Origin of the sequence: Pyxidicoccus xibeiensis, assembly GCF_024198175.1 — a bacterium.
GTDB classification, from domain to species: domain Bacteria; phylum Myxococcota; class Myxococcia; order Myxococcales; family Myxococcaceae; genus Myxococcus; species Myxococcus xibeiensis.
This window is the reverse complement of the sequence record NZ_JAJVKV010000002.1, coordinates 1,212,484-1,235,021: the sequence shown is the minus strand read 5'-3', so window position 1 is coordinate 1,235,021 and position 22,538 is coordinate 1,212,484. Positions and strand designations below refer to the sequence as shown.

Sequence of the window (22,538 nt, the reverse complement as noted above, 5' to 3'; positions counted from 1 at the left end):
CGTCACCCACGAGGAGTTCAAGGGCCGGGCCACCCTGGAGCCTAGGTCACGAAGCGGGCTCCCAGCCAGCGGCCAGATGTCCGAGGAGCCAAGATATGGTTGCGCACAATTCAATTTGAAACAATATATCCACCCCGCGGCTCACGTCCCGCCGGCCCGCATCCACGAACTGCTCCTGGAGGAGTCATGACTCAAGACGTTGCCGTGGCACGTCCCAGTCTCCTGAAGACCGTTGCACGCATCTGGCTGGGAGCGACCCTGCTCCTCGCGGGCGCGGGCCACCTCACGTGGTCCCGCACCGAGTTCCTGGCGCAGGTCCCGAAGTGGGTCCCCGTCGATGCCGACTTCGTCGTCCTCGCCTCGGGCGTGGTCGAGTTGATGCTCGGCGCGGCACTCATCTTCGCGCGCCGCTGGCGCACCCAGGTCGGATGGGTGGTGGCGGCGTTCTTCGTCGCCATCTTCCCGGGCAACATCTCGCAGTACACCCAGGGCATCAGCGCGTTCGGGCTCGACACCGACAGGGCGCGGCTCATCCGGCTCTTCTTCCAGCCCGTCCTCGTCGCCTGGGCCCTGTGGTCGACCGGCGCGTGGGCCGCCTATCGCGCGTCGAAGCGCTCCCGGTAGCGCCGCGCAGCAGCCGGAGCGCGGGGGCCGTTCGAGCAGTGCGCCTGGCGGGGGAGCGGAGTGGCCGCCGTGGTGCCCGGCGAAGCGGGGCCTGCTCGCTCCCTCGCTCCCGCACATTCTGCGGGGTGGCACTCGGGCTCGCACATCCTGCGCCTCGGAGGTGGGGCGTGCGGGGCAACGCGCTCCCGGGCGACTGGCACGCTCCCTGCTGTGTGACGGGGAGTGCCCCTGGAGAACCGCATGCCCCACTTCGCGCGCCCTTCCCTCCGCCTCGCCATCGCCCTCGCGGCCCTCGCGCCGCTGGCGGCTTCCGCCGCGCCGGCCCCCTACTCTCTACCCTGGCAGCTGCGCCCCGCCGCGCCCGCGAACGTGGCGCGGCTGGACACCTCCGTCGCGGTGTCGCACCCGACGGTCGGCGTGCCGGACACCGTCACCACCGCCTCGCTGTTCCTCCTCAGCTACAAGGTGACGCCGAGCTTCGCGCCCCTCGTGCGCGTGGGCGTGGTGCACAACGCGCCCGGCGCGGGCGACTCTGGCACCGCGTTCGTCAACCCCGTGCTCGGCGGCACCTACGGCATTCCGCTCAGCGAGTCGCTGCGCCTGGCCCTCTTCCTGGGCGTCACCGTGCCGGTCGGCATGGGCGGAGGCGACACGCCGGACGCGACGGCGGCGGCGGCCGCGCGCTCGGGCATCCTCGCGCGCTCGGCCATGGACAACGCGATGTTCGCGGTGAATGACTTCACCGTCTTCCCCGGCGTGGAGCTCGCCTACGTCAGCGACGGGCTCACCGTGCAGGCGGAAGCCACCGTGCTGCAGCTCACGCGGGTGCGGGGCGAGGCGGTGCAGGCGGATGCGTCGCGAACCAACTTCACCGCGGGCGTCCACGTGGGCTACTTCGTCGCCCCCTGGCTGTCGCTCGGCGCGGAGGTGCGCCACCAGCGCTGGCTGTCCACCCCCACCACGGTGACCACGGAGGCCCTGCGCGACAACACCACCGCGGCGCTGGGCACGCGCTTCCATGTGAAGCTCGGCGACACGCTGACGCTGCGGCCCGGCCTCTCCTACGCCCTGCCCTTCGATGCGCCCATGAAGCCGCAGCACTACGGCATCGCGCAGCTGGACCTGCCCCTGAACTTCTGACGGCCATGCTCGTTCCGCTCCGCCTCGCCACGGCCGCGTCCCCCACCGCCCCCGAGACGCCCTTCGACATGTTGCGGGACTGCCACGGCCGCATCCGCACCTTCCTCGCAATGGGGCAGCGGTTGGCGGAGGCGGACGGCGCCCGCGACGAGGAGGTGGCGGACGCCGCCCGGCGCCTGGTGCGCTACTTCACGCTCGGCCTGGACAAGCACGTGGCGGACGAGGACCTCTCGCTCGCCCCCCGCCTGCGTGCGCTGCCGCTGCCCCCGGAGGCCCGTGAAGCCCTGGAGGCCATGCAGGCGCAGCATCGCGTCATCGACACGCGGGTGGAGAGGCTGGTGGCGCGGTGGCGGCAGTTGGAGGCCCCCGCGGCCTCGCGGCCCACCCCGCTCTCCGCCCTGCGCGAGCCCACCGAGACCCTGACCCAGCTGATGGAGACCCACCTCCAGCTGGAGGAGCGCGTCCTCTTTCCCCTGGCCAGCCGCATGCTGGCGCCCCAGGAGCAACAGGCCCTGCGCGCGGAGCTGCGCGCCCGCCGAGGAATGCAGCCATGAGCCCCACGCCCGCCAGCCCCTCGCCTCGCCTTGCCACGCTCCGCCGGGAGCCCTACCGCCTGCTCTTCCCCCTGGGCGCGCTGCTCGGCTGGGCGGGCGTGGGCCACTGGCTGCTGTACGCGGTGGGGCTGGACGTGGGCTGGCGCGCGGCCTTCCATGCGCTGACGCAGGTGCAGGGCTTCATGATGTGCTTCGCCCTGGGCTTCCTCTTCACCTTCATCCCGCGCCGCACGCGCACGGAGGGGCCCGCGCTCTGGCAGCTGGCGCTGGCCCTGCTGCTGCCCGTGGCGGTGACGGCCTGCGCGTGGGCCGGGGCGTGGGCAGTCTCGCAGGGCTTCTTCGTGGCCATGCTGGCCCTGCTGCTGGGCTTCGTGCTGCCGCGTGTGCTGCGGCCCGGAGGCGGCCTGGGCATCCCGGAGGGGATGGTGTGGGTGCCCATCTCGGTGGGGCTCGGGCTCGTGGGCTCGCTGCTGCCCGCGTTCGGGATGGGCTGGCAGCACGCGCTCGGCTCGGCGCTGCTGACGCAGGGGCTCTTCACTGGATTGGTGCTGGGCGTGGGCGGGATGCTGCTGCCCATGTTCCTGCATGGCCAGCCTCCGAAGGTGGAGACGGGCGCGGAGCGGCGGCTGCTCCAGGGACTGCACCTGGCGGCGGCGGGCCTCTTCGCGCTCTCCTTCGTGCTGGAGCAGGGGGTGTCCTCGCGGCTGGGGCACGGCGTGCGCGCGGCGGTGGTGGCGGCGGCGCTGGTGGGCCCGACGGCGCTCTGGCGTCCGCCCTCGCAGCCGGGCCTGCACCGCTGGCTCATCTGGCTGTCGGCCTGGCTGGTGCCCGCGGGCTACGCGGTGGTGGCCATCGAGCCGCTCTGGCGCACGGCGGGGCTGCACGTGGTGTTCCTCGGAGGCTTCGCGGTGATGGCCCTGGCGGTGTCGGTGCACGTGGTGCTCTCGCACGGCGGAAGGCCGGCGCAGCTTCTCGGGCGCCCCTGGCAGGTGGGCACCATGGGCGGCCTGCTGGGCGTGGCGGTGGTGGCGCGCGGGCTGATGGCGCTCGCGCCCGCGCACTACTTCCTGTGGATGGGCCTGGCCGCGGCGTGCTTCCTCGCCGCCACGCTGCTGTGGGCCCACCTGCTGCTGCCGGCCATGAAGGGCGAGCCCGTTCCCCACTGAGGCGGCGACGCCTTCCCGCAGCATCTGCGGCGCTGCGCTCCGGAACGCATGACCTGCGCACCCCGGAGGCCGCCCCCAGGGGAGAAGGGCCCGGCACGATTCCCGCAGTGGATGAAGGAGGTGCCAGACAGGCCCGTCGCCGTGGTGGATGACGCGCCGTCCCTGGCCCGCCGTGAAGGAGCACGCCATGCAATCCATCGCTCAGCCCCAGTCCATCCCCGGTCTTCCCCGGTTCGACGCGCGCCCCGACGCGCTGCCCGCGCCGAGGCTGTGCACCGTGGAGGAGGTGATGACGCGCAACGTGGTGACGGTGCCCTACGACATGCCGCTGCAGGCCGTGGCGGATGTGCTGCTCGACTGCGGCATCAGCGGCGCCCCCGTGGTGGACGACACGGGCCGGGTGCTGGGCCTGGTGTCGAAGACGGACCTGGTGCGCTGGCAGATGGATGGCGGCGACGGCGAGGACCCGAGCGACGCCGATTCCGAGCAGGACGTGGAGGCCGCTACCACGGCCGCGGATGTCATGACCAAGGGCATCGTCGTCGTCCAGGCGGGCTCCTCCCTCCCGGAGGCCGCCGGAGTGATGGCCCGCGCCAGCGTGCATCGCGCACCGGTGGTGGACTCGGCGGGCATGGTGGTGGGCCTCGTCACCAGCATGGACTTCGTGCGCTGGGTGGCCGCCCTGCCGTGAGCCCCACCGCCAGACAACTGCAATAGCAATCCGGTTGAAAGTTTGTCAGGACAATAGATCCGGGGCGTTCACCACAGTATGGATGCCGCGCCCCGTTCGAATCTCCCCGTTTGTTGTTCGCGTGCCGTGCCAGCATCGACTGGCAGCACACGTCCATCTGGGCAGAGGAGACACCTGAATGAACTGGCACACGTTCCGGCAACAGTTTGGCAGCTTCAAGCGTTCCACGGTCCTCGGGCTGGGCGCCGCGATGACGGTGGGGCTCTCCGCCGCGGCGCTGTTGACGCCCGCGGAGGCTCAGGCAGACGAGGACAATCCGTGTCCCTTCTCCGGCGTCCTCTGTCTGTTCGACGGCCCGGACTTCACCGGCGCGGTGTGGAATGTCATGGCCTGGCCGCCGGGCGGCGGAGGGACGTGTGTGAATCTTCCCGAGCACGGCTGGGAGGACCGGGCCGTTTCCGCCATCAACACCGGCGCCTACACCGCCTCGCTGTTCCTCAATGAGGACTGCAACGGCGGCCCCCACCCCATCGGGCCTGGCGAGTGGGTCGGCTCCCTCCCCTTCGCGCCCAAGAGCGTCTGGGTGTACTGAGCACCCGAGCCGGGGGGGCCGACGCGCTCGGCCTCCCGGGCCCGCGTTGCCGCTGAAGCGTGTCGTCAGGGCGTGCCGGGACGGCAGTACTCGGCATGGCCGGGAATCGCCTCCAGGCGTTGCAGGTAGCGCTCGACGGCCGGGAGCTGCGCATGCGCGATGGGCGTCATGCGCCAGCGGTGGACGGACAGCGCCAGCACGACGTCCGCCAGCGTGAAGTCGCCGCCGCAGACGAAGGCGCCCGTCCGGCTCAGCTGGTCTTCCAGGATGCGCATCTTGCCATTCCACTCCCGCGTGCTGGCTTCGACGGCGCTCGCATCCACCTGGGCGCTGCGGCGAACCAGGGCCAGGAAGGCGGGACGCCACGCGGGATTCAGCTCCGTGGCCTGCCAGTCCATCCACTGCTCCACCCGCGCGCGCCGCAGCGGTTCGGCCGGCAGCAGCGTGCTGTCGCCTTGGCGTGCCGCGAGGTAGCGGCAGATGGTGTTCGACTCCCACAGCACCGTGTCGCCCTCGCGCAGCACGGGCACCTGCGCGTTCGGATTCAGCGCGAGGAACTCCGGCACGTTCGGCTCGCGCACGCCGCTGCCCCAGGGCTCCAGCTGCCAGGGCACGCCCAGCAGCCGGCACGTCCACAGCACCTTGCGCACGTTGATGGATGATTCCTTGCCCAGGATCGTCAGCATGTCTTCCCCTGTATCAGCAGGCCACGGCACGCGCATCAGCCGCGCTGCAGCCGGCGCTTGTACTTCTCGCCCCAGTCCCGCAGCCCCAGGAGCACTGGCTCGAGGGAGCGTCCAAAGGCGGTGAGCTCGTACTCCACGCGTGGCGGCACCTCGGCGTAGACGGTGCGCTTCACCAGCCCGTCTTCTTCGAGCTCGCGCAACTGCAGGGTGAGCATGCGCTGGCTGCAGTTCGGCAGCCGCTTGCGCAGCTCGCCGAAGCGGTGGGTGCCCCTCAACAACCAGTACAGCACCACGCCCTTCCAGCGCCCGCCGATGACGCCGAGGGACGCCTCCACCGCGCAGTTGGTCTTCGAGTCGTCGTCGCGCTTCCGTGCCATGGTTCTCTTTTTGTGCGTACTGACCAAACTTGTGCGTACTTGCGAAGCTGCATGCTGAATCGTACCACTGGGCCATGACGGCATGGAGCCGCAGACCTCCCCATGCCGGACCTGAAGGACGTGCCCATGAACATCCTGATTGTCTACGCCCACCCCGAACCGAGGTCGCTCAATGGCGCGCTGAAGGACCTCGCGGTGCGCCACCTGACCGCCCAGGGCCATGAGGTCCGGGTATCGGACCTGTACGCCATGAAGTGGAAGGCGGTGGCCGATGGAGCTGACTTCCTGAATCACGCTTCCGGAGAGCGGCTGTCGTACGCGAGGGCGTCGAGAGACGCCTTTGCTGGCGGGCTGCAGAGCCCGGACATCGTGGCCGAGCAGGAGAAGCTGCTCTGGGCCGATGCCGTGCTCTTCCAGTTCCCGATGTGGTGGTTCTCGATGCCGGCCATCCTGAAGGGCTGGATTGACCGGGTCTATGCCTACGGCTTCGCCTATGGCGTTGGCGTGCACGACGGCGACCGCTGGGGTGACCGCTACGGCGAAGGCACGCTGAAGGGCCGCCGCGCCATGCTTTCAGTCACGATTGGCGGGCGGGCGCCGCACTACACCGACCGCGGCGTCAATGGGGCCTTGGATGACCTCCTCTTCCCCATCCAGCACGGGGTGCTCTTCTATCCCGGCATGGAGGTCCTGCCGCCGTTCGCGTCCTATATGACCGACCGGCTGAGCGAAGCGCAGTGGCCGTCCGTGGCAGAGGCCTTCCAGGCGCGGCTGGACGGCTTGTTCACGGACGCCCCGCTCCCGTTCCGCCTGCAGAATGGTGGGCACTATGATTCCCAGCAGGTGCTGAAGCCCGGCCTCGGCCACGGCGCCTCCGGCACACGCATCCACCTGGTCCTGCCTGGCGAGCCGGAACAGCTGCCCGTCGGCCTGGGGAGCCCCGCTCCGGACGCGTGACCGCTCCCAGGACGAGGCCAGGCCGCACCCCTGGGGAGCACCGGCGCGTCAGGCGCCCGCGGCCTCGTGCTCCCTGCACAGCTGCTGGCTCTCGGCCTGCGTCAGCGGCTCGTCGGTCAGCCCGCAGCGGAAGCGCTCCGGCCCCTCGCGCCGGAAGTGCCTGCATGACGCGCACGCGCCGAAGCTGCGCTGCGTGTTCGCCACCTGCATGGAGCGCAGCAGCCCGGTGAGCGACGCCTCGAGCGTGTCTCCACCGTCGGTCAGCCCGCCCAGCGCCTGGGTGAGGAGCTCGGGAGGGAGCGTGTCACGCAGCACCGCGCGCCCCGCGTCCGTCAGGTGCAGGTGGACGACGCGGCGGTCCTCCGTGCTCGCCACCTTGCGCAACAGCCCCTTGTCCTCGAGCAGCAGCAGCGTCTGGGACACCGTGCCCTTGGTGAGCCCCAGGTACTCCGTCAGCGCGGCGGGCGTGTTGCTGTAGCGGTTGCACGTCGCCAGGTAGCGCAGCGCCTGGAGATGGACCGGCTGCAGGCCATGGCGCAGCCCCGCCGCCCGCTCCTCGGTGCGGAGCAGGTTCCCGATGCGCTCGAGCAGCGCGTAGAGCCGGTCGGTGGCCATGGACAGAAAGGTATCGGCCCGACACGGACTTGACAAGGCGGGGGCGTCCGGCGCATTTAGTATCGAGTCGATACCAGTTCGACGCGCCGTCCAGACCCGCAGTCCAGGAGCACGCCATGACCGTCCCCACCATCGCCCCCGTCACCGCCACCACCACGCCCGCGGCCTCCGAGCCCACGCTCGCCGCGCTGAAGAAGAAGTTCGGGAGCGTCCCGAAGATGTTCTCGACGTTCGCCCACTCGCCCGCGGCGCTGGAGGCCGTGGCGGGCTACTTCAACGCCATGGGCGGCGCGAAGCTGTCGCCCCGGACGCAGGAGGCCATCGCCATCGCGGTGGCGGAGCTCAACCGCTGCACGTACTGCCTGTCCGCGCACACGGCGCTGGCGAAGGGCCACGGGGTGACGGCGGATGAGCTGAGCGGCTTCCGCACCGCCCGCTCCCCGGACGCCCGGGAGCAGGCCATCCTGGACCTGGCCGTGGCCATCGCCCGCACGCGCGCGGCCGACGTGGGCCCGCAGCTCGCCCAGGCGCGCAAGGCCGGCCTGAGCGACGCGGAGCTGGTGGAGGTGGTGGCCGCCGTCGCGCAGAACGTGCTCACCAACTACCTCAACGTCGTGGCCGGCACCGAGGTGGACTTCCCCCGCGTGGGCTGACGGGCGTGCCGCTCAGTCCCGCATGTAGTGGCACGTGTACCCGCCGGGGTTCTTCTCCAGGTAGTCCTGGTGGTAGTCCTCGGCGGGAGTGAACTCGCCGGCGGCGACAATCTCCGTGACGACGGGACGGGGCCACTTGCCGGAGGCATTGACGCGGGCCTTCACCGCCTCGGCCGTCTTCCGCTGCGCGTCGCTCAGCACGAAGATGGCCGAGCGGTACTGGGTGCCGACGTCATTGCCCTGGCGGTTGAGCGTCGTCGGGTCGTGCATCCGGAAGAACCACCGCTCCAGCAGCGTCTCGTAGGTCAGCACCTTCGGGTCGAACACGATGCGCACCGACTCGGCGTGCCCGGTGCTGCCCGAGCTCACGTCGGCGTACGTAGGCGCGCGAGCGCTGCCGCCCGTGTAGCCGACGTCCGTCCTGATGACGCCGGGAATCTTGCGCAGCAGGTCCTCCATGCCCCAGAAGCAGCCGCCCGCCAGCAGCGCGGTCTCCGTCGCGCCCCCGGCGTTGGCGAGGATCTTCTGGGTGCCGGGGTCCGCCGCCTTCGGAGCGCTGGCTGCTGCCGTGCGGCCGAAGTGCGGCAGCCACGCGCCGTACCCCTGCGCCTCCAGCTCGTTGACGGGGATGAAGCGCAGCGACGCGGAGTTGATGCAGTAGCGCAGGCCCGTGGGCTTGGGGCCGTCGTCGAACACATGGCCCAGGTGGGAGTCGCCGTCCTTCGAGCGCACCTCCACGCGGACCATGCCCAGGCCCACGTCCCGCTTCTCGACGACGCGCGAGGCGTCCACCGGGCGCGTGAAGCTGGGCCAGCCGGTGCCGGAGTCGAACTTGTCCAGCGAGGAGAAGAGCGGCTCTCCGCTGGCGATGTCGACGTAGAGGCCCTCGGCCTTGTGGTTCCAGAAGGCGTTGCGGAAGGGAGGCTCCGTCGCATCCTCCCGGGTGACCTCGTACGACTGGGGCGGCAGCGTGCGCTTCAGCTCCTCGTCCGAGGGCTTCACGTACTTGCGGGTGTCCTTCACGGTAGGCCTCGACGTGGAATCGACCGCGCCTGCGCCCGGAGGCGCCCCGTTCGCCGAGGAGCAGGCGGCCAGCACGGCGAAGGCGGCGAGGAGCGCGGGTAGGAGGCGGTGCGCCGCCGTCGGACGGGCGCGGAAGGAGGCGGGAGGAATGAGGGTGTCGGACGACATGGCGGCGGCCTCCGGACCCGCCCGGCAAGGGCGGGTGCTCTCCTGGTACGCACGAGCCGGGAAAGGGTTACCGCCCTGGCTGCCCGCCCTGACGCCTGGCGGGCACCCGGGCGCCCCCGCCGCCTCAGTGCGTGCGCAGCGCGCTCACCCCTCGACTGTCGCCAGGCGGCGAGAAGTCGAAAGGCGACGAGGGCGGAGGAGACGGCACGACGCCGGAGTGCGCGGGTGTGTCGTGGCCCTCCGCCGCACTGGTGGAGCTGGCCCAGGTCGTCAGCCCCCAGATGAGCATGGGGACCCCGATGGCGGCGGGCAGGAAGGTGCCGACGCAGTACGCGCCCCCCTGCTCGCCGCACGTCTCCATCCCCGCCACGATGTTCAGCGCGCCATAGGCGCTCAGCAGCCCGCCAAAGACCGCGGTGCCATTTCCCGGGTGGTCGATGTCGGCGACCTGCGCCCGGGGGATGACGGCCTCGGCTCCTCCCCCCGTCTTCACGAAGAGGGAGTTGCTGTCGCTGCGAGCAATCTTCGCGTCGATGGAGCTGCCGTCGACGCGGGAAATCGTCGCGGTGGTCGAGCATCCGCACAGCAGCGCCAGCAGTGCAGCAGTGAGTTTCGTCGGCATCGGTATGTCCCCCAATTGTGTTCCCGGGGACGGTGACCCGCCCTCCGGCATGACCTGAGCCAGGTGCACGACGCGACGTCGTTCAGCGTCCCGGCTCGATGGAAATGAGCCGGGGAGCTGGAAAGTCATGCACGGATTCGTACAGGCCTCCGGCGCTCCGCTCAGTAGAGCGTCGTGGTCAGGCTGACGGAGGAGTAGCTGCTGAAGCCGTTGAGGCCCGTGTCCGAGCGGGCACCGTTCGACGGCTTCGACGCCCCGGCGCGCGCGGGCGGGGCTGACACCGTCCGCACCGGCAGGCGGGCGGGCGGCGGGCGGGGCAATGCCAGCGTCGGGGTGATGCCTGCCCGAGGCGCATGCGGCGCCGCCCCATTCAGGGAGACTGGCAACGTAACAATGGCAAGCAGCAATATCGTGCGGCTCATGCGTCCTCCCTGGCCATGCAGGCGCGAGCGGAATGCTCGAAGGCAGGTAAAGAAGACGCGGGCGCGAGGTTACTGACAGCGGGGTTCAGTCAGGTTGAACAGTGGATGAACCACCGCTCTCCCGTGCCGCTCCGGGACGCGGAGCGGAGGCGGACAGGGGCGCGTCCTGCCCGAGCGCGATGAAGGGCGCCCAGTGGTGGGGGTGGGTCCGGGTGGCGCGCAGCCCCCGCATGGCCTCGCGCAGCGCGACCGCGCGCCCCCGCCCCGCGAGCAGGTGGCGGTAGTAGCCCTCCATCAGCTCGCGCGTCGTCTCGTCATTCACCTTCCACAGGCTCATCACCACTGTCTCCGCACCGGCCACCACGAAGGCCCGCCGCAGGCCGTACACGCCCTGCCCCAGCTTCACGTCCCCGCGCCCGGTGTCACAGGCGGACAGCACCACCAGTTGCGTGCCCCACAGGTTCAGCCCAGCCAGCTCCAGCGCCGTCACCAGCGTGTCGTCGGGCCGGGGCTCCCGCGCTCCCGGAAAGTCCACCCCGGCGGCTCCCGCGCCAGCGAGCACCAGCCCGGAGCGCAGCAGCGGGTCGGGAGGGCGCGCCACGGCGTCGGCCTCGCCCAGCGCGCCGAAGTGGCCCACGGCGCGCGCTCCCGTGGGCACGGGGGCGTCCTCCAGGAAGAAGCCATGGGTGGCCAGGTGCAGCACGCCCGGCGTGGACAGGCCCAGCAGTCGCTCCTTGCTGGCCTCGGCGCCCAGGAAGAGCTGGGCGTGAGGCATCAGCCGCTGGATGGCCCTCGCCTCCTCGCGGGTGCCGGGCAGCGGTACCCAGGGGCGCTCCGCCACGTCCGCGCGCGAGGTGGAGAAGAAGCGCTCCAGCGACGCGGAGCGCTCGGCGGGCGCCAGTGGCCGGAGGGGAGAGGCCGGAGCCGCCGGACGCGACGCACGGAAGGCCGGGTCCGCGAGGACGACCACCGAGCGGGACGGCGCCTCCTCCACCAGCCGCGGCAGCAGGTCCTTGCCGGAGGTCAGGTAGGTGAAATCAAACGTCTCCACGAGGAACTGGCGGCCGTCATGGAGCGCGGCGAAGGGCACGAGGGAGAGCTGACCGTCCGGTGAGAGGAACAGGCGGCGGCTGTTGCGCAGCAGCGGCAGCAGGGGCCGGAAGACGAGCCCGTGGAGCGCCCTCGCCGGGTCCTGGATGGAGGCGTCGCGATTGGCCAGCGCGGTGCGCAGGCTCGAGGCGGCGCGGTCGATGGGCTCGGCCGGCCCCAGGTCCACGGCGCGGATGCGGGCGTCGGGGAAGAGGACCACCGCCAGGTAGCGGGACTGGCTCGGCAGCTGCGACTTCGGAGTTCCGGGCCGGGGAACCAGCGGGCGGTCCGTATAGGAGATGAACTCCACCAGCGCGCCACCCTTCGGCAGCGTCGCGGCGACGCGGTCGATGATTTCCCCGGGCGCCGGCAGCGCCGCCAGCGCGCGCAGGGGTGCCGAGCTTCGGGCCAGGTGCGCCTCCAGCGCGTCGCCCTGGGCGGCGAGCTCCTCCAGGTGTTGCTGGTAGCCCGCCTCCGACAGGGGGCCTCGGAGCGACAGCGCGGCCAGCCGGGTGCGCAGCCCGCGCAGCCGCTCGAAGGCGTCACGCTCACCGGCGCTCAGCCTCCGGTAGACGACGCGGGAGATGTCGGCCGTCTCTTCCACGGAGCGGCCCTTGCGCAGCAACGCGGCGCTCAGGGCCAGGCGCCGCACGCGGGCATCGGAGGCGCGGGTGCGCAGCAGCGCATACAGCCGCTCCTCGTCGGAGCGCAGGTGCTGGAGGAAGCCCACCAGCCGCGCCTCCGAGAAGTCGAGCGCCTCTCGGCGCAGCCGCTGCTCGGAGAGGGAGAACGCGCGGGTGAAGAGGGGCAGTGCTTCCTCGAACCGCCCCTGCGCCAGCCGGAGCTGGGCGAGGTGGTCGAGCCGCGCGGCGATGCTTGGATGGTTGGGGCCGAGCGCCGCCTCTTCGATGGCGAGCGCGCGCTCGTACAGGGGCGAGGCCGACGCATACTGCCCCTGCGCCTTGAGGAGCGCCGCGAGGTTGCCGAGCGAGGCGGCGAACAGCGGGTGTCTGTCGCCGAGGACGGCCTCGCGGATGGCGAGCGCCCGCGCATGGAGCGGCGCGGCCCGGGTGTACTGGCCCTGGTCCGTGAGCAGCGCCGCGAGGTTGTGGAGCAGCTGCGCCGTGTCCGGATGGTGCCTGCCCTGCGCGGCTTCCTGGATGGTGAGCGCGCGCACGTAGAGCCGCTCTGCCTGGTGGTACAGCCCCTGCTCCGAGTAGAGGATGGCGAGGTTGTTGATGAAGCGGGCGACGGTGGGATGACTGGCGCCGAGCGTGGCCTCCGCCATGGCCCGGGCGCGCTCGTAGAGCGGCTCCGCGCGGCCATACAGCCCCTGCGCCTTGTAGAGGTTGGCCAGGTTGTTGAGCGACGCGGCGACCTGAGGATGGTCTCTACCGAGCGCCGCTTCGCGGATGGCAAGCGCGCGCTCGTGCAGCGGCTCCGCGCGCCCGTACAGGCCCCGGTCCTTGTGCAGCGAGGCGAGGTTGTCGAGCAGGTCGGCGACGGCGGGATGGTGCTCGCCATGGGCGGCCTCCCCGATGGCCAGCGCGCGCTCGTAGAGCGGCTCCGCGCGCCCGTACAGGCCCTGGCTCCAGTAGAGCTTGGCCAGGTTGTTGAGCGCGTGGGCGACCTTCGGGTGGTTGCCACCGGGGGCCTTCTCCCAGATGGCGAGCGCGCGCTCGAAGAGCGGCTCCGCGCGTGCGTACGCGCCCCGCTCCAGGTACAGCCCGCCCAGGCTGTTGAGGGAGTCGGCGACGTCGGGGTGGTCCTTGCCGAGCGCCGCCTCGCGGAGGGCATGCCCGCGAACGAGGAGCGGCTCGGCGCGGTCGAAGTCCCCCTGGAGGATGTGCAGCACCCCGAGCAGGTGGAGCGCGCTGGCCACCTCCGGGTGCGCGCTCCCCAGCGCGGCCTGCCTCAGCGCCAGCGCGTGCTCGCCGTGACGGATGGCGTCGGCATACCGGCCCGCGCCCCGCAGCTTCGTCGCCTCGTCGAAGGCGGCCCGGGCCTCGTGCAGCCGGAGGTCCGTCCCCTGCTCCGGGATGGCCACCGTCGCGAAGCAGAGGACCCCGACCGTCACCCACCCGAGCAGCTGCCGCATGTGCCCTCCCGCTACCTCACGAGGGGCCAGGGAGTGTGAGCTCCCTGGCCCCTCGTCGCCGACGTCTGCTATCACGCCGCTCGGCGGCGGCGCCCCCACATCCACAGGGCCATCAGGCCCACCATGGGTACGAAGCCACCCGTGGGCGAAGACGAGCAGCCGCAGCCGCCCGACTCCACCTGGAAGCCATGCACGGCTTCCGGGCTCACGTTGCCCGCACCGTCCGTGGCGGTGGCCGACACCTGGTGGTCACCCGCGCTCAGGGCATAGGGCGACGTGAAGCTCCACGTGCCGTCCTGGGCGGCGGTGACCCTCCCCATCACCGCCCCGTCCACGCTCACCGTGACGGCGCTGCCCGCCTCGGCCTTGCCCGAGAAGGACACCGCGTCGGCCCCCACCGACTCCCCGCTGGCGGGCGTGAGGACCTGGGGCTTCTCCGGCGCCACGCTGTCCACCGTGAACTCCCGCGCGGCCGAGGCAGCGCTCGCGTTGCCCTCGGCATCTGTGGCGGTGGCGGTGACCCGGTGCGCCCCCTGCGCCAGCTCCGAGGACGGAGTGAAGCGCCAGGTCCCGAAGGCGTCGACGCTCACCGTGCCCGCCTCGACTCCATCCACGAGCACCGTCACCAGGGCGCCCGCCTCTGCCCGTCCCTCGATGGTGGGCTGCGCGGAGCCGACCATCGCCGCCGGGGCCGTCAGCACGGGCGGCGCCGGCAGCGCCGAGGACACGGTGAAGCCCCGAGGTGCGGACGGGAGGCTCGCGTTCCCCGCCGCGTCGGTGGCGATGGCGGTCGCCAGGTGAGCCCCTCGCGACACCGGCGCACCGGGAGTGAGGCTCCACGCTCCCGACGCATTGGCCGTGGCGCTACCGAGGTCGATGCCATCCAGCTTCACCGCCACCCGGCTGCCCGGCTCCGCGGTCCCCTCGAGGGTCGGCGTCGTGGTGGCCACCCTGGACGCCGGGCCCGTGAGGATGGGCGCCGCAGGTGCCAGCGTGTCCACCGTGAAGCCGCGAGGCGCGGAGGCGGCGCTGGTGTTGCCCACGGCATCGGTCGCCGTGGCCGTGGCAGTGGAGAGCCCCTGCGCCAGCGCCTCGTCCGGACGCAGGCTGAAGCCCCCGACGCCATTGGTGACCGCCGTGCCCACCACGAACCCGTCCAGCCGCACCGTCACCGTGCTGCCCGGCTCCGCCTTCCCTTCGATGACCGGCGTCACCGTGCTCACGAGCACCGCCGGCCCCGTGAGCACCGGGGCCTCCGGCGCCAGCGTGTCCACCATGAAGCGACGGTCCGCCGAGAGCGCGCTGGCGTTGCCCGCCGCGTCGGTGGCGGTGGCGGTGGCCACATGCGCGCCGTGCGCCAGCGGAGCGGTCAGTGCCAGGCTCCACGCGCCCGAGGAGGCCGCCCGCACCGTCCCCACCACCGCACCGTCCAGCCGCACCTCCACCGTGCTGTCCGCCTCGGCGGTGCCCGCGACGGTCGGCGTCGCGCCGCCGATGAGGGCGTCCGGGGACGTGAGCACCGGCGCGGCCGGGGCCACCGAGTCCACCGTGAAGTGACGCTCCTCCGTGCCGTGGCCCTCGTTGCCCGCCGCATCCGTGGCAGCCACGGAGACGGTATGCGCGCCCTGCGCCAGCGCCGAGGCCGGGACGAAGCTCCAGTGTCCCGAGGCATCCGCCAGCGCGGTCCCCACCACCCCGCGGTCCACCGTCACCGTCACGGTGCTGCCGGCCTCGGCCGTGCCAGCGATGGTCGGCGTCGTGCTGTTCACGAGCGCGGCCGGGGACGTGAGCACCGGCACGGCCGGAGGCCGCCCGTCGATGTAGAGCACCGTTCCCCCCCGGACGGCGTTGACCGTCACCGTCAGCAGGTAGAAGCCCTCCGTTCCGGGCGGCGCGCTCACCACCGCCGAGGTGTCGGAGAACTCCCGCAGGGTCAGGCGCGTCCGGGAGCCCCTTTCCATCGGCGAGAGGTGGACGATGGGGAAGTTGGTCGCGGAGGAGTGGAAGCCGCCGCCATGCGCCTCGGAGATGCCGCGGAACCGGGAGCCGCGCACGGTGAAGGGCGCCTCCGGCCGCGCGGGAGCCGGCGGTGCCACGAGCGGCCGCCACGCGTCGAGGGCGCCCGTGTCGTCGAAGACCTCCACGCTGGCGAGGCCGCTCGTGGAGCCGGAGCCGCCTGCCACCATCACCCTGCCGTCCGGCAGCAGCGTCGCGGCATGGAGGGAGCGGGCGGTGGCCAGCGGGACGGCCGTGCTGGCGAGGCCCCTCGCCGGGTCATGCGTCTCCACGCTCGCCAGGGCGCCCGTGGAGTCGCTGCCGCCGGCCACCATCACCGCACCCGAGGGCAGCAGCGTCGCGGTGTGGTGGGTGCGGGCCGTGGTCAGCGAGCCCGTGGTGCTCCACCGGCCCGTCGTCGGGTTGAACAGCTCCGCGCTGGCGAGCGTGGCATTGCCGCTGCCCGTGCCGCCGAGGACCAGCACCCGCCCGGTGGACAGGAGCGTCGCCGTGTGACGGGCGCGAGCCGTGAGCAGCGAGCCCGAGGCCGTCCACTGGCCCGTCGCCGGGTCGTACAGCTCCGCGCGCGCCACGAAGCCCGTCGGGTCCTCGCCCCCCGACACGAGCACCCTGCCCGAGGGCAGCGTCGTCGCCGTGTGGTGGGCGCGAGCCGTGAGCAGCGAGCCCGCGGAAGCCCACGTCCCCGACGCTGGGTCATACAGCTCCGCGGGTGCCACCAGGCCCGAGCCGCCACGTCCGCCGGTGACGAGCACCCGGCCATCGGGCAGCAGCGCCGCCGCATGGTGGGTGCGGGCGGTGGTCAGCGAGCCCGTGGCGCGCCAGACGCCCGCCACCGGGTCATACAGCTCCGCGCTGGACAGGGTGTCCGAGGCATCGCTGCCGCCGACCACGAGCACCTGTCCCGAGCGCAGCGGCGTCACGGTGAAGCCGGTGCGCGCGGTGGTCATCGGGCCCGTGGCGCTCCAGCTCCCCGAGGCCACGTCGTGCAGCTCGGCACGGGCGGTGGGCGTGCCGGTGGCATCGATGCCTCCGACCACCAGCACCCGCCCCGTGGTCAGCAGCGTCGCGACGGGACTGGAGCGCCCCAGGGAGAGCGAGCCCGTGTCGCTCCAGGCCGCGGCCCCCGGGTCGTAGACCTCGGCGCTGTTGGACGCGCTGTAGTCCTGGTAGCCCCCGGCCACCAGCACGCGGCCATCGGACAGCAGCGTGGCCGTGTGGAAGTAGTGGGAGCGCATCATCGACCCCACGGCCGTCCAGGTGCCCGTCGCCGGGTCGTAGCGCTCCGTGAGGGTGCTGCCCGCACCGCCCCCCATCACGAGCACCCTGCCGTCCGGCAGCAGCGCCGCCGAGGGATAGGGACGCGCCTCGGCGAGCGCGCCCGTCATGCGCCAGGTCCCCGTGGCCGGGTCATACAGCTCCGCGCTGCTCAGGGCGGACGTCGACTCGTTCCTGCCCGCGGCGACGAGCACCTCGCCATCGGGCAGCAGCGTCGCCGTGTGGAAGTAGCGGGGAGCGTTCAACGCGCCGGTGGTGCTCCAGGAATCCGTCACCGGGTCGTACAGCTCCGCGACGGCGGAGCTCTGGTAGCCCGAGCCTCCCGCCACCAGCACCCGGCCATCCGGAAGCAGCGTGGCCGTGTGGTAGTAGTGCGGCTGCCGCATCGAGCCGGCGGCCTGCCAGGTCTCCGTCGCCGGGTCATACAGCTCGGCGCGGGTGGTGCCGGACCAGCCTCCCGCCACGAGCACCCTCCCGTCGGGCAGCAGCGTCGCCGTGCTGGCGGAGTCGCTGCTGTTCATGCCGCCGGTGATGCTCCACGTCCCCGCCGCCGGGTCGTACAGCTCCGCGCTCGCGAAGGAGCCCGTGCCACCGGCCACGAGCACCTTGCCGTTGGGTAGCAGCGTGGCCGTGTGGATGGAGCGGGAGCTGGACATCGTTCCGGCCGAGCTCCACGTGCCCGTGGCCGGGTCGTACCGCTCGGCGCTGGAGGTGCGGGAGTAGTACCCCTCCCCTCCCGCGACGAGCACCGTGCCGTCGGGCAGGAGCGTCGAGGTGGCGTACGTCCGTCCAATCGCCATCGAGCCCGTGCTGCTCCACGCGGGGCCCAGCAGCACGGGGCCATCGAGCCCCTCCAGGTCCACCTCCAGCTCCACCCTCAGCACGCGGCTGTCGAGCGCGAGTGCACCACGTCCCGTGAGCGCGGCCCCGTGAAGCCTCACCTCACCCCGCCGGCCCTTCCCCGCGCCGTCCCGCGCCACCGGGTAGTGCAGCCGCAGCACCGGCGCGCTCCGGGCGTCGAGGAATTCCAGGTACTCGCCCGCGTCCCTCACCGCGTCGATGCCCTCGGGCACCTGCACCTCGTACGAGGCCCGGTACGGCGTGCCACAGCCGTCCACCACGAAGAAGTCGTCCACCCGTGACGTGAGCCACGGCCCGGCGGCTTCCGCGGCGGCCCCTCCCTCCGCCAGCCAGAAGTGCCGCGCACCGTAGAAGCGCGCACCCTTCTCCTGCTTCGTCACCGGCGCCGTGCCGCCCTGCCCGGGCCGGACCTTGAACAGGTAGCCACGGGTGGCCAGCTCCACCGTCCCACCCTCCGTCTCCGCAAGGCTGACCCGCAGCACGGCCGGGTCCGTCGCCTGTGCCGGGGCGGCGGAGCGCTGCGGGAAGTACGCCCGCGCCAGCGCCAGCGCCCGGTCCTCACTCGGCGCCTCGCGCCAGGCCCGCAGCGCGGGGGCGCGGTCGACGGGCCGTGGAGCATCGGCCAGGCCCGGCACCGACTCCAGCCGGGGCTGCTCCTCGAGCTTGCGTGACGTCCCGACGGGAAGGCCGGCGCCCCTGCTGGAGCGCGCCTCCAGTTCCACGCCCGGGTCGCAGCCCAGTGCCACGCACAGCAAGACGCTCCACGTCAGCCCCCACCGTGCGCCGGGGACGCATGACGCCCCCGGGACCCGCATGTGCTCCACCGTCATGTCGCATTCCCCCTGAAGGACATTGCCGCGGGCTCGAAAACGGAGCCCACGGCTGCAAGGAGCCGGCGACGTGCGAATTCATGCAGCGGTTTCTTCGCTGGGGGCCTACCGGGGCGTGAAGGACGCGCAGACGCGCACGCCAATCGAGGCATCGCGCTGCGTCGGGTCTCCCGCGCCGATGTTCGCGATGTGGGCGGCGAAGGAGTCGTAATAGAAGCCGCCGCCCCGGATGGCGACGCGCCCCAGCTCTGGCGTCAGGGAGCGCACGAGCTCATACGCGTTGCCGGACACGTCCATCAGCCCGAAGGGACTCACCGAGGCCGGGTGCTCGCCGACCATGTCGGGCCCGAAGGCAAGGGGCTGCCGGTCATACGTCGTGTCGATGTTGGCATCGTCGGGCAGGAGTCTGTCTCCATGCGGGTAGCGGCGGCCATCGGCCCCGCGGGCGGCGAACTCCCACTCGTGCTCGCTGCACAGGCGCGCGCCCGGGAGCCGGCCCGTCCGGTCCAGCCAGAAGAAGTAGCCCTCCAGGTCCACGGCGGAGACGCCCGTCAGGGGGAACCGCTGCCAGTCGGCCGTGTGCCGTCGCGCCCTTGCCGGATTGTGGAACGGCTCCCCCACCTTCGCCGTGAAGACGTCCTCGAGGGAGCGGTAGAAGGAGAAGACCCACCCTTCCCCCGGCTTCTTCCGGAGGGTGACGGCGCCGGTGGCGCTGAAGCGGGGCTGCTCCAGGAGCCGTCTCGCGGGCTCCCCTTCGGGCAGGTCGTCGAGGTAGGCCAGCCAGTCCCCGAACGTCACCTCCGTCCGCCCGATGAGGTACCCCTCCCCCAGGCAGAAGCGGTGCAGCGGCGGGCTGAGCATGGAGCCGCGCACCTCCTCCGGCTCCCCGCTTCCCAGGAGGAGACAGCCCGGTGGGACGTAGGCGTAGCCCTCCGGCACGGCCGCGGGGAGCGTGACTCGAACCGGCTCGCGCGCGCCATGGGAGAGCAGCAGAGGCAGGTCCACCGGCGCGCGGCCCGGGTGGGAGAAGCGAAGGTGGTAGGAGCCCGCGGGCAGGCGCACGCTGGCCATGGAGGTGGCCGTGAGCCGGTCCATCCCCGGAACGGGCTCGCGCCGCCGCTGCCCCTGCACGTCGGTGTAGCGCGCCAGCTCGACCCGGGCGTCGGGAGGATCCGTCACGAGAGAGACTTCCGCCGGGACCTGGAGCCGCTGGAGCCACTGCGCGCCCGGCCCCGCCTCGGCCACCTGCTCCAGGTGCTGCATCCGCTCGGCGTGCGCCCGTGGCTGGAGGAAGCGCTCGGCGAGCAGGACACGCTCGTAGGCCACCTCCGCCAGGAGCTCACGCGTGCCCGCGTGGCCCCGGTCGCGGTCGAGCGCCTTCTCCAGGGTCTGGCTCGCGCGGACGTAGGCCGCGTCCGCCTGGTCGCGCAGGGCCAGGGTCTCCTCCCAGCGCTGCTCGGCGACATCGCGGAGCCCGGCGATGGGCAGGGCCTCCGGGCTGGTGGCCGCGGAGGGCCGGCCGTCGAACAGCGCGAGCGCCTCCTCGCGGCGAGCGGCGGCGCGCGCGGCCAGCCCGCGTCCCTCGACGAGCGCCTCGCGCGCCGACCCGGTCCGCGCGGCGATGAAGCGCGAATCCTCGAGGTGCGCCTGCAGCCGGAGTCCGCCATACGAAGCGCCGGCCGCGAGCACCACGGCGAGCACGCCGAGCCAGCGCCCCCAGCGCGCACGCGCCACCGCGTGGCGGGAGGCCAGCAGGAAGTCGCGTTCCCGGGGCCCCAGGGAGGACAGCGTGAGAGGCCGCGACTCGTCGAGCTGCCGCTGCCCCCACAGCGCCTCCGGGGCGCGCAGCAGCCGCACCCACTCGGCGCTCGCCGCCTCCACCCGCTTGCGCAGCGCCCGGTGCCCGATGTCGTCGTCCAGCCAGCCGCGCAGCGTGCCCCAGCTCCCGATGAGCGAGTCGTGGGCAATCTCGTAGCGGGGCTGGCCTCCCGCGGTGCGCACGTGCAGGAGCCGGCCCTCCACGAGCGCGCGCAGGGCGGCACGGGAGGCCTCGTCCGGGACGTCGACCAGCTCGTCCTCGCCGCGCTCGATGCGCGTGCCCTCCGCCGTCACCAGTTGGAGGAGGAGGCGCCGCGCCGCCTCGCGCTCGGACGGGCTCAGCCGCGCGAGCATCCCGTCGGCATGCCGCGACAACGCCCCGGCCACGCCGCCCATCGCGGCGAGCGACGCGTGGGTGATGCGGCCCTCCGCCGGGCTGCGCCGCTCCCACAGCTCCGCGAGCGCGAACTGGAGCAGCGGCAGGCCGCCCGCACCATGCGCCGTGGAGGCCACGAGCGCCTGGACGAGCTCCTCGGACTCGAAGACCACGCCCCGGCTGCGCGCGGGGCCGACGATGGCCTCGCGCACGTTGTCGGGCGACATGGGCCGCAGGATGTAGAGCGCCCGCTCGGCCTCGTCTCCCAGGCCGGGCAGCACGCACACCCGCGTCAGGAAGTCGCCCCGCACCGCCAGCAGCACGCGCACGCCCTCGGACGGCAGGGCCAGCTCCCCGAGGAGGCGTGCCAGGCGCTCCGCCTGCACCGGCTCCGACAGGGTGATGAGCTCCTCGAGCTGGTCGATGCACAGCAGCAGGCCGCGCCCTCCCGGCCGCACCTCGCGCAGCGTACGGCCGAACCCCGCGGGCGAGTCCGTGAGCGCGACGACGAGCTCGGCCTCCTTGCGTCCGAGGACGGGCGCGAGCGCGGCGGCCAGGGCCTCTATCGGGTAGCGCCCCGGCCACAGGGTGACGGTGGCCCGCTCGCGCCCGTCATCCAAGGCCCCGGCGGCGACCCGGGGCACGATGCCCGCGCGGCACAGCGACGACTTGCCCGCCCCGGAGTCCCCCGCCACCAGGACGAAGGGCCGGTGACGCAGGCGCTCCAGGACCGCGCGGATGTCCGCGTCTCGCCCGAAGAAGAGCGCCCGGTGCTCGGCCTCGAAGGGCGCGAGGCCGCGATAGGGATTGCCGTCCACCAGGGGCGCGGGGGCGCTGATGCGCTCCAGGCGCTCCAGGGCCTCGCACAGCGCGTCGGCCGAGGCGAACCGCTCCAGGGGATTGGGCGCGAGGCAGCGGGCGATGATGGCGGCGAAGTCGGGGTCGACCTCCGGCCCGAGCGCGCCAGGCGCGACGCCCTTCCGGGGCGCCTCGCCCGTGCACAGCTCGCGAAGGATGAGGCCCAGGGCATACAGGTCGCTGCGCGGAGTCGCCGGGGCGCGCGCCAGCAGCTCCGGCGCCATGTACGGCAGCGTGCCCACGACGAGCTTCGGCCCTTCCGGCGCGCCCTGCGCGTCATCGAACCGCTCGGCCAGGCCGAAGTCGAGCAGCTTCACCTCGCCGTCCCCGGTGAGGATGGCATTGGACGGCTTCAGGTCGCGGTGGAGCACGCCCCTGCTGTGCGCCGCCGCCAGGCCCCGGGCCAGGCCCACGCCCAGGGGCAGCACCCGCCGCCAGGGCATGGGGACCGGCAGCTCCGCGAGGCTCCGGCCCTCCACGTACTCGGAAACGATGTAAGGGTGCCCGTCGACCTTCCCCACGCGGAAGACGGTGACGACGTTCGGGTGCTGCAGCCGGGCAATCGCGCGTGCCTCGGTCTCGAAGTACGCGCGAACCCAGGGCTCGGGCTCGCTCGAGGCGATGAACTTCACCGCGACGCGGCGCTCCAGCGACCTGTCGTAGGCCAGGTAGACGACCCCCATGCCCCCACGACCGATGAGGCGCTCGCGCCGGAACTCGTCGAACTCGACCGGCGGCGTCCAGTCCGGAGTCCCCGGCGACTCACGCCCCGGCACGGGGGTGGTGCCCGTCCCCCCACTCTTCCCCGCTGACGGAAGGCCATACCGGGAGACGTCCACGAGGAGCTTCCGGCAGGCGTCGCACCGGGCCGCGTGGCCATGGACCCGGGACAGGACCTCGTCCGGCAGGCGCCCTTCGAGCAGCGCGACCAGGAGGTCATCCGTCAGACATTGGGATGCATCCGCCGTGCTAGCGCTGGCATTGGCCGGCCGCATGGGTGCAAAAGACTCCGGGTTGGCAATTGCGT

The 22,538-nt window shown here is 72.7% G+C and carries 17 protein-coding genes; 8 read left to right on the top strand and 9 right to left on the bottom strand.

The genetic code is table 11. The features are described 5' to 3' along the window. The first annotated feature begins 186 nt into the window (after positions 1-186). From LXT23_RS12750 to LXT23_RS12725, 6 genes are all read left to right on the top strand, one after another. Positions 187-624 carry a DoxX family protein gene (locus LXT23_RS12750; RefSeq protein WP_253980399.1) on the top strand — a complete coding sequence of 146 codons (438 nt, stop codon included), beginning with the start codon at positions 187-189 and terminating at the stop codon, positions 622-624. A gap of 240 nt (positions 625-864) precedes the next feature. Then, positions 865-1,764: a hypothetical protein gene (locus LXT23_RS12745; RefSeq protein WP_253980398.1), complete on the top strand. Its 900-nt coding sequence runs from the start codon at positions 865-867 to the stop codon at positions 1,762-1,764. A gap of 5 nt (positions 1,765-1,769) precedes the next feature. Further along, positions 1,770-2,318, top strand: a complete 549-nt coding sequence (locus tag LXT23_RS12740) for a hemerythrin domain-containing protein (RefSeq protein ID WP_253980397.1) — start codon at positions 1,770-1,772, stop codon at positions 2,316-2,318. After that, complete coding sequence (locus LXT23_RS12735; protein WP_253980396.1) at positions 2,315-3,484, top strand: NnrS family protein; 1,170 nt, start codon at positions 2,315-2,317, stop codon at positions 3,482-3,484. Before LXT23_RS12740 ends, LXT23_RS12735 begins: the two co-directional genes overlap by 4 nt. 187 nt (positions 3,485-3,671) lie before the next feature. After that, positions 3,672-4,175 (top strand): CBS domain-containing protein, encoded by a 504-nt coding sequence (locus LXT23_RS12730; protein ID WP_253980395.1) that lies wholly within the window; start codon positions 3,672-3,674, stop codon positions 4,173-4,175. Between the two features lie 178 nt (positions 4,176-4,353). Further along, complete coding sequence (locus tag LXT23_RS12725; RefSeq protein WP_253980394.1) at positions 4,354-4,767, top strand: peptidase inhibitor family I36 protein; 414 nt, start codon at positions 4,354-4,356, stop codon at positions 4,765-4,767. A gap of 65 nt (positions 4,768-4,832) precedes the next feature. On the opposite strand, the gene LXT23_RS12720 is transcribed toward LXT23_RS12725, so the two are convergent. Together LXT23_RS12720 and LXT23_RS12715 are read right to left on the bottom strand one after the other, a co-directional pair. Next, positions 4,833-5,453: a glutathione S-transferase family protein gene (locus LXT23_RS12720; protein ID WP_253980393.1), complete on the bottom strand. Its 621-nt coding sequence runs from the start codon at positions 5,451-5,453 to the stop codon at positions 4,833-4,835. 35 nt (positions 5,454-5,488) lie between these two features. Continuing rightward, positions 5,489-5,830, bottom strand: a complete 342-nt coding sequence (locus tag LXT23_RS12715; RefSeq protein WP_253980392.1) for a winged helix-turn-helix transcriptional regulator — start codon at positions 5,828-5,830, stop codon at positions 5,489-5,491. A gap of 102 nt (positions 5,831-5,932) precedes the next feature. On the opposite strand from LXT23_RS12715, the gene LXT23_RS12710 reads away from it, so the two are divergent. Then, positions 5,933-6,787 carry an NAD(P)H-dependent oxidoreductase gene (locus tag LXT23_RS12710; protein WP_253980391.1) on the top strand — a complete coding sequence of 285 codons (855 nt, stop codon included), beginning with the start codon at positions 5,933-5,935 and terminating at the stop codon, positions 6,785-6,787. Between the two features lie 48 nt (positions 6,788-6,835). Here the strand turns inward: LXT23_RS12710 and LXT23_RS12705 are convergent, their stop codons facing one another. After that, complete coding sequence (locus LXT23_RS12705; RefSeq protein WP_253980390.1) at positions 6,836-7,402, bottom strand: MarR family winged helix-turn-helix transcriptional regulator; 567 nt, start codon at positions 7,400-7,402, stop codon at positions 6,836-6,838. 116 nt (positions 7,403-7,518) lie between these two features. Between LXT23_RS12705 and LXT23_RS12700 the strand changes: the two genes are divergently transcribed. Beyond that, positions 7,519-8,055, top strand: coding sequence for a carboxymuconolactone decarboxylase family protein (locus LXT23_RS12700; protein ID WP_253980389.1), 537 nt, complete (start codon positions 7,519-7,521; stop codon positions 8,053-8,055). 12 nt (positions 8,056-8,067) lie between these two features. Here the strand turns inward: LXT23_RS12700 and LXT23_RS12695 are convergent, their stop codons facing one another. From LXT23_RS12695 to LXT23_RS12670, 6 genes are all read right to left on the bottom strand, one after another. Next, positions 8,068-9,246, bottom strand: coding sequence for a bifunctional methionine sulfoxide reductase B/A protein (locus tag LXT23_RS12695; RefSeq protein ID WP_253980388.1), 1,179 nt, complete (start codon positions 9,244-9,246; stop codon positions 8,068-8,070). A 124-nt stretch (positions 9,247-9,370) separates the two neighbouring features. Then, positions 9,371-9,868 carry a hypothetical protein gene (locus LXT23_RS12690; protein ID WP_253980387.1) on the bottom strand — a complete coding sequence of 166 codons (498 nt, stop codon included), beginning with the start codon at positions 9,866-9,868 and terminating at the stop codon, positions 9,371-9,373. Positions 9,869-10,029: 161 nt separating this feature from the next. Next, entirely contained in the window at positions 10,030-10,290 is a 261-nt protein-coding gene (locus LXT23_RS12685; RefSeq protein WP_253980386.1) for a hypothetical protein, read from the bottom strand. Positions 10,291-10,375: 85 nt separating this feature from the next. Continuing rightward, positions 10,376-13,477 (bottom strand): CHAT domain-containing tetratricopeptide repeat protein, encoded by a 3,102-nt coding sequence (locus LXT23_RS12680; protein ID WP_253980385.1) that lies wholly within the window; start codon positions 13,475-13,477, stop codon positions 10,376-10,378. Positions 13,478-13,548: 71 nt separating this feature from the next. After that, positions 13,549-18,459 (bottom strand): kelch repeat-containing protein, encoded by a 4,911-nt coding sequence (locus LXT23_RS12675; RefSeq protein ID WP_253980384.1) that lies wholly within the window; start codon positions 18,457-18,459, stop codon positions 13,549-13,551. Positions 18,460-18,564: 105 nt separating this feature from the next. Beyond that, a complete protein-coding gene (locus tag LXT23_RS12670; protein ID WP_253980383.1) occupies positions 18,565-22,506 on the bottom strand; it encodes a bifunctional serine/threonine-protein kinase/formylglycine-generating enzyme family protein in 3,942 nt (1,313 codons plus the stop codon). Positions 22,507-22,538 lie beyond the last annotated feature (32 nt).